Source organism: Gordonia sp. NPDC127522, from assembly GCF_042672305.1.
GTDB lineage: Bacteria > Actinomycetota > Actinomycetes > Mycobacteriales > Mycobacteriaceae > Gordonia > Gordonia hongkongensis.
In genome coordinates, this window is the sequence record NZ_JBHXVK010000004.1 from 249,383 (window position 1) to 262,028 (window position 12,646).

A 12,646-nucleotide genomic window follows, 5' to 3' on the forward strand; every position below is an offset into this window, starting at 1 on the left:
CGACGCGGGCGCACACGAGAGGAAGAACTCCATGCCGACCAAGGTGTCGCCCAAGGTGCTGAACTATGCATCGCACGTGGACGACAACACCCTGACCCAAGCGGCCGAGACCGCCCGGTTGCCGTTCGTGCACCCGCACATCGCCCTCATGCCCGACGCACACTTCGGGAAGGGCTCCGCGGTGGGCACCGTCATCCCGACGACCGGCGCGGTGATTCCCGCGGCCGTCGGCGTCGACATCGGTTGCGGCATGATCGCGGTGCAGACGCGCCTGCGCGCCGCGGACATCGACGGGATGGACCTCGGGCGACTGCGAACGACTGTCGAGGACGCGATCCCGCTGTCGCCCGGCAACTACAACCGCGGTCTGGACCGGTTCGGGTTCACCCGGCCACGCATCGATGCCCTCGCCGAACAGGCCACGAAAGACGGTGTCGACCTGTCACATTCGCCGAAGTGGCGGGAGCAGCTGGGCTCACTCGGCGGTGGCAACCACTTCATCGAGCTGTGCCTCGACGAGGGCGACGTGGTGTGGCTGTTCCTGCACTCGGGTTCGCGGGGCGTCGGCAACAAGATCGCGCAAAAGCACATCAAGATCGCTCAGCGGTTGTGCCGCCAGTGGTGGATCAAGTTGCCGAACGCCGATCTCGCGTACCTGCCGCAGGGGACCCCGGAACTCACCGCCTACCTGCGGGATCTGTCCTGGGCGCAGCGGTTCGCGTTCGAGAACCGCGCCGAGATGATGGACCGCTTCGTCGAGGTGTTCGGGAAGTGGTTCGCAGACAACGCCTCCGGTGGCGTCGTCGAGGAAACGGAATCCCTGGAGATGGACCGGATCAACTGCCACCACAACTACACCGTGCGGGAGACGCACGCGGGCCAGGACGTCTGGCTCACCCGGAAGGGTGCGATCGACGCCCATGAGGGCGTACGGGGCGTCATCCCGGGTTCGATGGGTACACGGTCGTATGTGGTGCGCGGCAAGGGGAATCCCGCGGGCCTGTGCTCGGCGCCGCACGGTGCCGGCCGGCGGTTCTCGCGGAGCGAGGCGCGGAGGCGGTTCACCGCCGACGATCTCGCCGCCCGGATGGCGGGGATCGAGTACCGTCACGGCGAGCAGTGGGTCGACGAGATCCCGGACGCGTACAAGGACATCGATCAGGTCATGGCCGACGCCGTCGATCTGGTGGACATCGAGCACACCCTGCGACAGATCCTCAACGTCAAGGGGACGTGACCGACCGTTCCTGACCCACAACAGGACGAATCCCGAAGGTGCTGAGCACCTTCGGGATTCGCCCTGTCACCGCCGGCGGGGAGGTTCGGCTGCCGGCGACGATGATCACTTGCCGGTCAGCTTGTCCTTGATGTTCGACGCGGCGTCCTTCACGTTCTCCACGCCGTCTTTGACGGCGGCGGAGAGCTGATCGCCCTTGCCCTCGCTCTTGAGCTGGTCGTCACCGGTCACATCGCCGGTGGCCTCCTTGGCCTTACCCGAGAGGTCCTCGGCCTTGTTGCCGACCTTGTCGCTGAATCCCATCGTGTCTTTCCTTTCATTCTTCATCGGACGACTGCCCCGGACGAGGCGGTCTGTCGGTCTGTGTCGAGCCACCGGTCGAGGTCACCTGTCGAGGTCACCTGTCGAGGTGGATGAGAGCCTGGACGTGGACTCCGGACTCTCCGAGCGCGGTACTGATGGCGGCGACGGTCTCCGCGACGGGCGCGGTGACCTCGTCGAAGCTCCGGTTCGGCGTCGCCGACACCTCGAGTCGGATGATGCTGCGCGACCGGTCGTCGATCGCTCTCGCGGTCACCTTCTGGAACAGCGGGTTCCCGGCCAGTTCCGTCGCTGCCGCGTTCGCGATCAGTTTCGGTGCGACGGTGAGCGCTCCGGTCTGATCGGAACCGTCGAGCAGGGCGTCGTCCACTGCGCGGGGCCGTACGTTGGTGGCCAGCAACAACAGGCCCCAGCCGATCGCGATCACGGTGACGCCGGCCAATACCCAGACCCACCAGGACGCCTGGGTGGCGTCGAGAGCGGCACGCTCGTCGAGACGGTCGACCCACCCGGCCACCGGTTGGGCGTCGACCCGCGAGGCCACGGCCGCGGCGCCGACCGCGATGAGCAGCAGTGCCACGAGTCCGACCGACAGCCGATGTGCGGTTGCGGGAAGACGATTCATCGGGCGCTCCTCGCTCCTCGATCGCGTACGCGCACCACAACCCGCGGTGACGAGGCGAGATCCGCCGCCACGGCGGCGACCGTGCCGTCGATGAGGGCGCGGTCGGCGACCTGCCTCCGCACTCCGACGGTGCACGTCACCTTCCGTCGCGTCACCACGGTGTCGGCGTCGAGTACGCCGGGCAGGTCGGACATGGCGGCGCTGCAGCGTCGGGCGACGTCCCCGGGGCGGGTCCACATCCCCTCGCCACCGCCGAGTTCGAGGTGGGTCTGGCGACGAGGCTTGACCGCGATCCACAGCAGGACGAGGCCTACGAAGATCAACCCGATCGCGGCGGGCCACATCCAGTTCTGCCACTGCAGTTCTGCGACCCACTCGGCGGCGGTGACCGACCACGGACGACCATCCAGCCAGCTCGCGTCGACGGCGATGTCGCGTACGGCTGCCGCGCCGAGCGCGAGGAGGATGAGCCCCAACGCTGCACCGGCGACCGCGGCGCCCGGGAGGGCTGCGGGCGGGAAGACGTTCTGGGCGTCGGTGTTCCGTAGGGTCGCGGCAGGAGCGGTACCCGATTCGGGTGCGGTCTGCGTCATCGTCGTACCCCCGTGTCGATGCTGATGGTCGGAGTGAATGCGTCGGAGTTGTCCGACGTCGGGTCGTCGGGGCGCGGATCGTTGTCGTGAACGTGGTCGTCGGCGTCGTCGTATTCGGGCTCGTCGAAGACCGGCGGCAGGTCCACGTAACCCTTCTGCAGGCGCCGGATCGCTTGTCGTGGCTCGAACTTGGACACCGTCACGTCGACGCGAAGCGGGACGATCCCGGCGAGTCGCTCGACCTCGGCGGCGACGTGATCGCGTGCGCTGCGGGACACCTCGGCGACCGCGCACGGCCATTCGAGGGCGAGGGAGAGGGTGATCCTGGCGCCGCCCGCATGAACGGCCGCGTCGGGGAAGTTCCGCTCACCGACTCCCAGTACCGACCCGACGCCACCGCGATGGCGGACGATCCCCGGGATGTCGAGAGCCGCTCGGGCCGCGATCTTCTCGATCACGCGATCGGCGACGGTGAGCTTGCCGGGCGGCGAGTCACCCGCGGTCGGGTGAGCATCCCGGGCGGGCCCGCCGGATTCGTGCTCAGCCACGACCCCGGCTCCGCAGGAGTGCGCCCAGATCGATGGTGCCGTCCCGGTTGAGTCCCAGCACGAGTCCCGCGGCGCCGAGCACGATGGCCAGCAGGAAACCGGCCAGCCCGCCGGCGACGGCGGCCAGAGCGAGGAGCAGGCCGACGAACAGGCCCACGATCGCGTTGTTCATTGCGCTTCACCATCTTTCGAAGTCGGCTTCGAGCTGACGCTGATGTCTGCCACGGTCACCGTGACGAGTCTCGCGGCGAGCTCCTCGGTGACATCGCGTACCCGCGCGGCGGTGCCGCGGAGGTCGTACGCGGCGTCGACGACGATGTGGACCTCGCCGTGGTCGTCGGCGAGGGACACGCCCGGGACCCGACGCCCGGGGAGATACGTGGTGATCTCCCCGAACAGGCCGCTGTGCAGGTCACGGACGCCCGGTACGGCGAGGACGGCGGTGGCGAGGCGTTCCGCCAGTGGGGCCCCGTCGTCGGTCCGCGCCGCCGGGAGGTCCGACGTCATCACTGGACCCGCGGGGTGGTGTTCGACTCCTGCTCGTCGTCGCCGAACGCGATGTCGTGCACGGTGATGTTGACCTCGGTGACCTCGAGACCTGTCATCTGCTCGATCGCAGTGACCACATTGCGTCGAATGGCCGCTGCGAGTTGGTGTATCGCGACTCCGTACTCGGCCACGATCGAGACGTCCACGGCGGCCTGACGCTCGCCGACCTCGACCTCGATGCCCTGGGTGGTGCTCACCGTCGTGCCCGGCAGGACGTCGCGGACCCGGCCGACCACGCGCTCGGTGGTGCCGCCCAGGTCGTGAACACCGTCGATCTCGCGAGCGGCGATGCCGGCGACCTTGGCGACCACGATGTCGGCGATGGAGGTGCGTCCCCGGTCGCCCGACGGATCACGGCGGGCGAGGGCACGGCCCGCGGCGCCGTCGGTGCGCGTCGCGTCGACGGTGGCGTCGTCCTCGGTGGCGTCCTTGGTGGTGGTGGTGGCGCTTGCGGACATGTCGAACTCCTTCGGTCGTCGTGTCTTCTTCGTAGACGGACCGCGTTCGGATGATGCGCTATCGCAAAGGCTGTTCACGATCCGTCTGTAAGGTCAGTCGGGACGGACGGGGGGAGTTGCACGCATGAATATCGGTGATTCAGCTCACAGGCAGCCGCTCGACCTGTCTGCGCTGGACCTTTCGGGGCTCGGTGATGACGAACTCGCCGGCGCGGCCGCCGTCGGCGACACCGAGGCGTTCGACGTGCTCGTCCGGCGCGTGACCCCGGGTCTGCTGCGATACATGCTGCGGATGGTCGACGGTCAGCAGACCGCCGAGGACCTCACGCAGGAGACCTTGCTCGACGCGTGGAAGGGGCTGCCCGACTTCGCATTCCGGAGCAGCTTCCGCACCTGGATGTTCGCCATCGCGCACCGCAAGGCGGTGGACTACCACCGCCGCCGACGCGACGTCCCGTTCGACGACGAGCGGTTCGCCGAACTCGAGGCCGCCGGACCGCTGCCCTCCGACCTGGCCGAACGGAGTCTGCTCATGGATGCGCTGCGCGCCGAATTGGACAACCTCCCCGCAAACTCGCGCGCCGCGTGGTGGCTGAGGGAAGTCGAGGGGCTTACGCTCGAGGAAATCGGACAGGTGTTGCGCATCACCACGGGATCGGTGCGCGGTCATCTCCAACGGAGCCGGAAGTTCCTGTTGACCCGTTTGGCGCCGTGGAACCCTGGTAAACCGAGAATCACACCGACGGAGACCGTCGACGACGCGGAGGGAGGCGAGGTCGGTGCCTGACAAGCACGGACGCGACTTCGAGGCCACCGACGTCGCCGACGCCTGGCTCGTCGAGGCGACACAGCAGATCGCCGCCGACGAACCCATCGGTGACGTCGATCGGCTGATCACCTCGATCTCGGGCAGCCTGCAACGGATTCGGCGGCCGGCTCGAACCCTGGCGACCGACGAACTGCGCGTCAACACGAGTGACCGCGTGGTCAAACAACTCATCGCCGTGCGCACCAGGCGCGAACTCGGCCGCCTGACGGTCTTCGTGTCGGTCGACGGCGCCGGTGACACCGTCGACGGTGTGCGCGTCGGCCTGATCGCCCGTTACGCCGACGACCTGCCCGCTCTCTCCGACGAGGTACGCGACATCGTCGACCAGGTGCTGCTCGACACCCTCGGGGCCGAGAGCAGCGCCGCCGCCCGACGCAACATCTCCGTGCGGTGGCAGGACGTGTACACGCGAGAGTGGTTGAGCCGGTAGCGGTCTCATAGCTCGATGCCGCGCTGGGCGCGGCTTGGGGGCAGGAAATCGGTAAGTGCGCGCAAAGGGATTCGAACCCCTGACCGCTGGTGTGTAAGACCAGAGCTCTACCGCTGAGCTATACGCGCGGGCCGCGCTGACGAACGTGGCGCTGCGCACACGAATTTAGTCGCTCCGATGCCGGTCGCTCAAACCGGGTCTGACCGGGATTACCACGCTCCCTGAGGAGGGAGCTTGCGAGCCCCGCCCTGCTCCCTGAGGAGCGAGCTTGCGAGCGTCGCCCTGCTCCCTGAGGAGCGAGCTTGCGAGCGTCACGAAGGGTCTTGGTCAGTCGGGTTGCGAAGACCCTTCGTGACGCGCCCTCCGCAAGCTCCGGGCGCTCCTCAGGGAGCAGGGGCAGATCGCTCTTCCGGGTCAGGGAGCGGAGGGGTGTCGATGCCGCCGGAGGCGAGTTGAGGTCTGGCGGTCAGGCGAAGACGGGTGGAAGGGCCAGGACCATGACCGCGCCCCAGATCACGTGGGTGATCGCGGGTGCGAGGACGCCGGCGGTACTGCGCCGCAGGATGGCGCAGACAGTACCGAGGACCGCTCCGGCGAAGCCGAGCATCACGTTGCCGCTGGCCATGGTGACCAGTACGTAGATCACCGTCGACACGAGGATCGGATTGTGCGGGCGGGCCGCCGAATAGACCGAGCCGCGGAAGAACAACTCTTCGGCGAGGCCGTTGAGCATCGTGATCGCGGTGACCACGGCGAGGCTGCCGAAGTCGGCGAATGCCAGCACCTGGTTCGCGAGGTCGCTGACGCCGGGGATCATCCGTGCCACCAGGCCGCCGACCACGAACGCGCCGCCCACGGCCAGGCCGACGCCGACGCCGAGTCCGATCGCGCCGATCCGGTCGGGCGGGCGCGAGGGGGTGGGGCTGAAGGCGCCGAGGCGCAGCGGTCCGGAGACGAACGCACCGACGATCCACACCGCCGCCAGACCGATGGTCAGCGGGTAGAACGCGGCGTCACCCGGCTCCACGCGCAGGGAGATGCCGAGAACCACCGCACCGATGACGAGGAAGACGCCGACCAGCCAGCGTCGTCGAATGTAGTGGGCGCCGGGATCGGGGTCGCGGTCCGCGGCGACGGAGTCGTACAGGTCGCGCGCCAGTGAGGTCACCAGCACATCACCACCTAGTTCGATCGGTCAGGAAATCGGTCGATCAATGGTCACCGGTCACGACGCTACATCGGCGCGACCCGGTCGGAGGACTCCGACGACCTTCGTGGCCACTCCGAGGGACGTACCGATCGTCTCGACGACGCTGCGCTTGACCCGCAGCCAGTCGCCGCCGGCCCATGCCGGGTCGGTGTCGGCGAGGTGGTGGAGATCGTCGAGGTCGCACACCGAGCGGGGATACGGCGACCGCACGGATGCGTGAACGGCCTCGCGCATCGGTGTCAGACCGCCCGCCGGCGGCGGGACGAGATCGCGGATGCGGTGCTCGGACGCCGTCATCGGGTGGTCGAGGGAGGTGACGAGCTCCTCGGTGAGCGACGCCGGTACCGGCACGAGCATGCCGCCGACGCGCCCGGCCAGCCGGGTCGAGATCCCGAAGACCGGCAACCGCAACCTCGGCATCCGGATCGCCGACACGTACTCGTGCAGGATCGAGATGTAGCGCGCGCTGTCGGGGCCGGAGATGTCGTAGTTCCCGGCGGGTAGGACCGACGAGTCGCACGCCGCGGCCAGGTAGTGGACCGCGTCGCGGATGGAGATGGGATCCATCTCGTTGGTGATCCAGTCGGGTTCGGGGATCACCGGAAGTCGGTCGGCCATGTAGCGAATGATCTCGAACGACGTCGAACCCGCGCCGATGACCACTGCGGCGCGCAGCCACACCAGTTCGGGTCCGCCGTCGACCACCAGTCCGTCGGCGACGTCGGCGCGGCTCTGCAGGTGGGTGGACAGTTTGTCGTCCGACGGCACGAAACCGCCGAGATAGATGATCCGTCCCACTCCGGCGTCGCGCGCGGCTTCGGCGACGTTGCGTGCGGCGTCGCGGTCGCCGTTCGCGAAATCGGCCTGGCCGATGGCGTGAACGAGGTAGTAGATCGCGTCGATCTGCCCGGCATCCGACATCGCCTTCTGGACCGACGCCGGGTCGTCGGCGTCCATGGTCACCATGCTCACCTGGTCCGACCAGCCGAACTTGGCCAGCTTCCGGGTATCCCGCGAGGTGACGGCCACGTCGTGTCCCTGCTTGAGCAGTGCGCACACCAATCGGGAACCGACGTACCCCGTGGCGCCAGTGATGAGAAGTCGCATGACACCGACGGTAGAGAAAATCGGCGGAGTCGGTCGGCTCGGGAGCGCCCATGTGACAGACGCGGTGCCGATGTCACGGTCGGGTAACGGCGCCGGTGACGGTCACGGTTGCGCGACGACCGCCCGTCGGTACCGTTCGGCGACCCGGTGGTGGTACTCCGCGGCGGCCGCCAACTCGGCCCGGAGTTCAACCGGTTCGATCACGGTGAAATCTGCGCCGAAGGCGTACAGCCAGCGAGCGATCTCGGCGAGCGACGTGCTGTACAGCGTGATCTCGCAACTGTGCTCGTCGCCGGACTCGAGTGCACCCCACGACTCGTGGACCATCGCCGACACCTCGTCGAGCGAGGCATGGATACGCACCCGCGCCGTCGCCCGCCGGTAGACGGACCCGAGACCGCGCAGAACGAACGCCGCCGCCCCTCCCTCGGGTGGTTCGCGCGGGGTGAAACGCGGTCCGGTCGGCACCTTCGGTTCCATCCGGTCGACGCGGAACGACCGCCAGGCGCCGCGTTGGATGTCGAAACCGACCAGGTACCAACGGTTCCCGTTGCGGACGAGTCGATAGGGTTCGATCTCGCGTCGGCTCTCCTCCCCGTCGTTGCGCCGATAGTCGAACCGTAGCCGCTCGTTCCGATGGCATGCGGTCGCGATCTCGGTGAGCCGGTCGGCGGACACCGCGCTCGCCGGCGCGGTACGGGGCACGGCCTCGATCCGCAGGGCGTCGAGTCGGTGGCGCAGCCTCGACGGCATGACCTGCCTCAGCTTCGCGAGCGCGCCCGCCGAGGCCTCCGCCATGTCGGCGACGGCGCCGGTCGTCACCGCGTCGAGACCCAGCGCGACCGCGAGGACTTCCTGGTCGTCGAGCAGCAGCGGCGGCATCTCCGCGCCGGCGCCCAGTCGGTAGCCACCGCGCGAGCCGACGTTGGCGTCCACCGGATAGCCCAGTTCGCGCAGTTTGTCGATGTCGCGCCGCACGGTGCGGGTGGTGATGTCGAGGCGTTCGGCGAGTTCGGGGCCCGACCACTCGCGTCGCGTCTGCAGTAGCGACAGCAGCGCCAGTAACCGCGCGGAGGTTTCCAACATGTGCTCATCCTGCCCGACGATGCGGACAGGTCCGGTCCTTGTTCGTCGCGTCGTCCCTGTAGGGGCGCGGTCAGCAGGTGATCTGCGATTCCGGGTCGGTGGTGTAGTCGAGCCAGCGGCCGTATGCAAGGCCGCCGATCTGGTTGCGCATCGTGCAGATGTCCTCGAGAGTGCGGCCCGCGACGTAGTAGACCGCATAGATCGGAGTGCCGTCATCGCTCACCTGCTTCAGCGACGGACACGACTGATCGGTGCGCAAGTAGCTCGCACCCGGGTGCTGGTTCAAATAGGACTGCACCTCGCCGGGGTAGTTCCCGGGTGCGGTCGCGTTGGCGACCACGACGATCCCCGTGCCGTCGCACGCCGGCCGGGTCATCGGCACGGTGAGACCGAGATCGCCGGGGACGATTGCGGGTTGAGGACTCGCCGACGGCCGGGGTGCCGGACCCGGCTGCGACGCGGGGCCCGGTTGCGAAGTCGGTTCGGGAAGGGGTGTCGGTTCGGCCGACGTCGGCGTCGTCGGCGGGGGCGCCGCCTCGGTGGTCGTGGACAGCGCGGATGTGTTGGCGGCTGTGTTCGCCGGGGTGTCCCGCTCGGTCGTGATAATCGCCCAGGCGACGACGCCGGCGCAGATCAGCAGCACGACCGACGTCGCGACGACGATGGGAACCAGAGGTGACCGGCGGCGGGGCGGTGTGGTCCAGACCGCGGCCCGGGTGGCGTCCCACGGCCCGGCTGGAGCGGCGGGTGTCGATGCCGACGGGGTGGCGGGCACGACGGTGGGGGGTCCGGCCGGGACGATCGTCGGCGCGCCACCGAGAGGCTCTGACTCCAAGGCGGCGCCGGCGTCGGCGACCAGCGCTGCCGCCGAGAGCTGGCGCTGCGACGGATCTTTCGCCATCCCGCGGGCGATGACGTGGTCGACGGCGGCACCGAGGCGCGGCGGCGGGGCGGTGAGATGGGCGGCGATCAACCGCTCGATGGTGGTCGCCGACGCGAACGGGTGCACTCCGGCCAGACATTCGAACAGCACGCACGCCAGCGCGTAGATGTCGGCGGGCGGCCCGACGGCATCGTCGCCGAACCGCTCCGGCGCCATGTAGCCGAAGGAACCGACCGCGGTGCCGGTGCTCGTGAACCGTGTGTCGGTGTCCGCCTGTGCGAGACCGAAGTCCACGAGGTACGCGAAGTCGCGATCGTCGACGAGGATGTTGTCGGGTTTGACGTCCCGATGGACCAGGCCGGATCGATGAGCAGCATCCAGGGCGTCACCGATCTGGCCGACGATCCGCAGCGCGCGTTCGGCCGGGAGGGGTCCGTCCTGCTGGAGCAGGGTGCGGAGGTCGCGGCCGTCGACCAGGCGCATGTCGATGAACAGGCGCCCGTCGATCTCTCCCCAGTCATGGATCGGGATGACGTGTGGATCGTTGAGGCGGGCGGCGACGCGCGACTCGCGGTGGAACCGGTCACGGAAGGCCGGGTCGTCGGCGACCTGAGGGCTGAGCAGTTTCAGGGCGACGACCCGGTCCTTGCGGGTGTCGGTCGCGCGGTACACCTCGCCCATTCCGCCCCGGCCGATCAACCCGTCGATGAGGTACGGACCGAGCCGGTCGCCGGCGCGCAGGGATGCAGACACGCAGACAAGCGTAGGGTGCCCGGGTCGTTCGCCGGGGCCGACACCGCGCAGTGTCCTCCGTTCGGCGGGTCCCGGGATCCGCCGAACGGTCCCCGATACGGTTGAACCGAGTGACCCGCCGGCGACCTGATCGCCGACACAGACCCGAGGAGAAACGATGGCGACGACGATCCTGCCGATCGACGAGGTGACCGAGGCCCTGATCGCGCAGTGGCGCGTGATCGGCGAACTGGCCCGCGCGCTCGACGACGACGCGTGGTCGGCCCCGTCGGTTCTGCCCGGCTGGACCAATGCCGACATCGTCGCCCACATCGTCGGGACCGAGAGCATGCTCGACGGCCGCGACGTCGAGGCCACCCGAACGGTCAGCGCGCTCGACCACGTTCGTAACCCGATCGGCGAACTGAACGAGAAGTGGGTCGACCATTACCGCCCGAAGCCGCGTGCCGAGGTGGTCGCCGCCCTCGACGAGATCATCGGCGTCCGGACCGAGGCGCTGAAATCCATGTCGCAGAACGACTTCGATGCCGAGGCGATGACGCCCGCCGGGCCGGACACGTACGGGCGATTCATGCGGATTCGGATCTTCGACTGTTGGGTGCACGAGATCGACCTGCGTGACGGCACCGATCGTTCCGCCGTGGCAGAGCCGGGCCCGGCGTCGTTCGCACTCGACGAGATCGGCGCGTCGTTGCCCTTCGTCGTCGGGAAGCGAGCCGATGCACCGAAGGGCAGCATTGTCCTCTTCGACATCACCGGGGTGTCTCCGCGAACCGTGCGAATCGCCGTCGCGGACCGGGCAGGTGTCGTCGACGAGTTCGACGGCGGCGACGACGCCGCCGACGTGCGTATCCGGCTGGATGCGACGAATCTCGCGCGGTACGCCGGTGGCCGACGGGATGCCGATCCGTCTGCGGTGGATTTGCATGGCGATCAGGCTCTCGGACAAGCGATCCTGAGCCGGATGAACTACGTGATCTAGTCGGGTGGCCCTTTGCGGCTCGTGCTGATCCGGTTGCGGTTTGTATCGCTTTGCGGGACAAGTCGCAACCGGATCAGGCGGCCGAACGGCTCAACGCATTTTTCACCGTGGTCACCACCTGATCACTGCGTTCGACGATGTCGGCCCAGGTGAAGTTCAGGACGGTCCAGCCCGCGGCGATGAGCGCATTGCGCTTTGTCCGATCTCGCTGAAACGTCGTGACATCGCGGTGGTAGGCGAATCCGTCGATTTCGACAGCCAGCTTCTCCCGGGTGAAGGCCACGTCGATGACATATCCCTCGGCGCCCACGTTCGGTGTCCAGCTCACTATGCCCGACTCGCGAAACAACGTGGCCACGATTCGCTCCGCCTCCGATCGCGCGCCGTCGCCGAGAAGTCGCAAGTGCTGAGTGATGGCCGGAGAACCATGCCGCCCGGGGTGGCGCGAGTGTGCGGCCTGCAGGTCGGCGAGATTCACCGTGCCGGAGAGAAGAGCCGAATCGAGGACAGCGATTCCGAGTTCGGCGGAGGCGTCGAGGACGGTGAGTGCCGCTGCGGTGACCCTGAGGTCGGCGTGCGTGGTGACGTCGGCGTCGGTCAAGCGGCGGTGCCGGACCACCGCAGTCGCCGACGAGCGCGTATGCGCTCCGTGAGAACCGGTGAACACCAGGTGTTTTCGGGGTTCTTTCGGGTGGAGGCCCAGCCACCAAGCGGCGGCAACCCCACCCAACGCGGCGTTCGAGCTCACGGAGAGCACCGCGATCCGTGCCTGTGCGCGCGCCGATCGGTGATGACCGGCCACGAGGTAGACCGCTCGGGCGACTGGCACCCATTCACCCGAGGCGCGTCGTCGGCTGATCGCTGATCGGCTCAACCCGGCTGCGATCGCCTGCGATGCCGACACGACGCCGTCCTGCCTGCTGATCAACTGATGAAGATCGTCCATTCTTCTTGGACGCAGCAGCGACCGGTCCGGTTTCATCTCCCGACCAACTGCGGTGAGCCCAGAATTCCGGTTGCGGTTTGTCCCGGTTG

The 12,646-nt window shown here is 68.3% G+C and carries 17 protein-coding genes and 1 tRNA gene; 4 read left to right on the forward strand and 14 right to left on the reverse strand.

Annotated features, from left to right (window positions below; translation table 11 throughout):
- The first annotated feature begins 31 nt into the window (after positions 1-31).
- On the forward strand, positions 32-1,237 hold the full coding sequence (locus ACFVHY_RS11525; RefSeq protein ID WP_390271869.1) for an RtcB family protein: 1,206 nt from the start codon (positions 32-34) through the stop codon (positions 1,235-1,237).
- 105 nt (positions 1,238-1,342) lie between these two features.
- Here ACFVHY_RS11525 and ACFVHY_RS11530 read toward each other — a convergent pair whose 3' ends face one another.
- From ACFVHY_RS11530 to ACFVHY_RS11560, 7 genes are all read right to left on the reverse strand, one after another.
- A complete protein-coding gene (locus tag ACFVHY_RS11530) occupies positions 1,343-1,540 on the reverse strand; it encodes a CsbD family protein (protein ID WP_390271824.1) in 198 nt (65 codons plus the stop codon).
- A 94-nt stretch (positions 1,541-1,634) separates the two neighbouring features.
- Entirely contained in the window at positions 1,635-2,183 is a 549-nt protein-coding gene (locus ACFVHY_RS11535; protein WP_390271826.1) for a hypothetical protein, read from the reverse strand.
- Positions 2,180-2,776, reverse strand: coding sequence for a hypothetical protein (locus ACFVHY_RS11540; RefSeq protein ID WP_390271828.1), 597 nt, complete (start codon positions 2,774-2,776; stop codon positions 2,180-2,182). The genes ACFVHY_RS11535 and ACFVHY_RS11540 overlap by 4 nt, the downstream gene beginning before the upstream one ends.
- Positions 2,773-3,324: an Asp23/Gls24 family envelope stress response protein gene (locus ACFVHY_RS11545; protein WP_390271830.1), complete on the reverse strand. Its 552-nt coding sequence runs from the start codon at positions 3,322-3,324 to the stop codon at positions 2,773-2,775. The genes ACFVHY_RS11540 and ACFVHY_RS11545 overlap by 4 nt, the downstream gene beginning before the upstream one ends.
- Entirely contained in the window at positions 3,317-3,496 is a 180-nt protein-coding gene (locus ACFVHY_RS11550) for a hypothetical protein (RefSeq protein ID WP_058252041.1), read from the reverse strand. The genes ACFVHY_RS11545 and ACFVHY_RS11550 overlap by 8 nt, the downstream gene beginning before the upstream one ends.
- Entirely contained in the window at positions 3,493-3,831 is a 339-nt protein-coding gene (locus ACFVHY_RS11555) for a hypothetical protein (protein WP_390271832.1), read from the reverse strand. Before ACFVHY_RS11555 ends, ACFVHY_RS11550 begins: the two co-directional genes overlap by 4 nt.
- Positions 3,831-4,331, reverse strand: a complete 501-nt coding sequence (locus ACFVHY_RS11560; protein ID WP_390271834.1) for an Asp23/Gls24 family envelope stress response protein — start codon at positions 4,329-4,331, stop codon at positions 3,831-3,833. Before ACFVHY_RS11560 ends, ACFVHY_RS11555 begins: the two co-directional genes overlap by 1 nt.
- A gap of 124 nt (positions 4,332-4,455) precedes the next feature.
- Between ACFVHY_RS11560 and ACFVHY_RS11565 the strand changes: the two genes are divergently transcribed.
- A complete protein-coding gene (locus ACFVHY_RS11565; protein ID WP_390271836.1) occupies positions 4,456-5,118 on the forward strand; it encodes an RNA polymerase sigma factor in 663 nt (220 codons plus the stop codon).
- Entirely contained in the window at positions 5,111-5,590 is a 480-nt protein-coding gene (locus ACFVHY_RS11570; protein ID WP_390271838.1) for a hypothetical protein, read from the forward strand. The genes ACFVHY_RS11565 and ACFVHY_RS11570 overlap by 8 nt, the downstream gene beginning before the upstream one ends.
- Before the next feature lie 56 nt (positions 5,591-5,646).
- Here ACFVHY_RS11570 and ACFVHY_RS11575 read toward each other — a convergent pair.
- From ACFVHY_RS11575 to ACFVHY_RS11595, 5 genes are all read right to left on the reverse strand, one after another.
- A tRNA-Val gene (locus ACFVHY_RS11575) sits at positions 5,647-5,718 on the reverse strand.
- A gap of 338 nt (positions 5,719-6,056) precedes the next feature.
- Positions 6,057-6,764 carry a type II CAAX prenyl endopeptidase Rce1 family protein gene (locus ACFVHY_RS11580; RefSeq protein ID WP_390271840.1) on the reverse strand — a complete coding sequence of 236 codons (708 nt, stop codon included), beginning with the start codon at positions 6,762-6,764 and terminating at the stop codon, positions 6,057-6,059.
- 51 nt (positions 6,765-6,815) lie between these two features.
- Positions 6,816-7,907, reverse strand: coding sequence for an NAD(P)H-binding protein (locus ACFVHY_RS11585; RefSeq protein ID WP_390271842.1), 1,092 nt, complete (start codon positions 7,905-7,907; stop codon positions 6,816-6,818).
- 102 nt (positions 7,908-8,009) lie between these two features.
- Complete coding sequence (locus ACFVHY_RS11590) at positions 8,010-8,993, reverse strand: helix-turn-helix transcriptional regulator (protein WP_390271844.1); 984 nt, start codon at positions 8,991-8,993, stop codon at positions 8,010-8,012.
- A 70-nt stretch (positions 8,994-9,063) separates the two neighbouring features.
- Positions 9,064-10,629, reverse strand: a complete 1,566-nt coding sequence (locus ACFVHY_RS11595; protein WP_390271846.1) for a protein kinase — start codon at positions 10,627-10,629, stop codon at positions 9,064-9,066.
- 157 nt (positions 10,630-10,786) lie between these two features.
- On the opposite strand from ACFVHY_RS11595, the gene ACFVHY_RS11600 reads away from it, so the two are divergent.
- Positions 10,787-11,611 (forward strand): maleylpyruvate isomerase family mycothiol-dependent enzyme, encoded by an 825-nt coding sequence (locus tag ACFVHY_RS11600; RefSeq protein WP_390271848.1) that lies wholly within the window; start codon positions 10,787-10,789, stop codon positions 11,609-11,611.
- A 73-nt stretch (positions 11,612-11,684) separates the two neighbouring features.
- Here the strand turns inward: ACFVHY_RS11600 and ACFVHY_RS11605 are convergent, their stop codons facing one another.
- A complete protein-coding gene (locus tag ACFVHY_RS11605) occupies positions 11,685-12,515 on the reverse strand; it encodes a DUF559 domain-containing protein (protein WP_390271871.1) in 831 nt (276 codons plus the stop codon).
- The coding region (locus tag ACFVHY_RS11610; RefSeq protein ID WP_390271873.1) for a hypothetical protein at positions 12,445-12,646 on the reverse strand (202 nt) is incomplete at its 5' end. The genes ACFVHY_RS11605 and ACFVHY_RS11610, both read right to left, overlap by 71 nt.

What these genes read in the sequence shown, in the direction of transcription:
- ACFVHY_RS11560 (WP_390271834.1), bottom strand. Translation starts at nt 4,331, where the DNA reads ATGTCCGCAAGCGCCACCACCACCACCAAGGACGCCACCGAGGACGAC.
- ACFVHY_RS11540 (WP_390271828.1), bottom strand. Translation starts at nt 2,776, where the DNA reads ATGACGCAGACCGCACCCGAATCGGGTACCGCTCCTGCCGCGACCCTA.
- ACFVHY_RS11565 (WP_390271836.1), top strand. Translation starts at nt 4,456, where the DNA reads ATGAATATCGGTGATTCAGCTCACAGGCAGCCGCTCGACCTGTCTGCG.
- ACFVHY_RS11585 (WP_390271842.1), bottom strand. Translation starts at nt 7,907, where the DNA reads ATGCGACTTCTCATCACTGGCGCCACGGGGTACGTCGGTTCCCGATTG.
- ACFVHY_RS11530 (WP_390271824.1), bottom strand. Translation starts at nt 1,540, where the DNA reads ATGGGATTCAGCGACAAGGTCGGCAACAAGGCCGAGGACCTCTCGGGT.
- ACFVHY_RS11600 (WP_390271848.1), top strand. Translation starts at nt 10,787, where the DNA reads ATGGCGACGACGATCCTGCCGATCGACGAGGTGACCGAGGCCCTGATC.
- ACFVHY_RS11535 (WP_390271826.1), bottom strand. Translation starts at nt 2,183, where the DNA reads ATGAATCGTCTTCCCGCAACCGCACATCGGCTGTCGGTCGGACTCGTG.
- ACFVHY_RS11550 (WP_058252041.1), bottom strand. Translation starts at nt 3,496, where the DNA reads ATGAACAACGCGATCGTGGGCCTGTTCGTCGGCCTGCTCCTCGCTCTG.
- ACFVHY_RS11590 (WP_390271844.1), bottom strand. Translation starts at nt 8,993, where the DNA reads ATGTTGGAAACCTCCGCGCGGTTACTGGCGCTGCTGTCGCTACTGCAG.
- ACFVHY_RS11525 (WP_390271869.1), top strand. Translation starts at nt 32, where the DNA reads ATGCCGACCAAGGTGTCGCCCAAGGTGCTGAACTATGCATCGCACGTG.
- ACFVHY_RS11555 (WP_390271832.1), bottom strand. Translation starts at nt 3,831, where the DNA reads ATGACGTCGGACCTCCCGGCGGCGCGGACCGACGACGGGGCCCCACTG.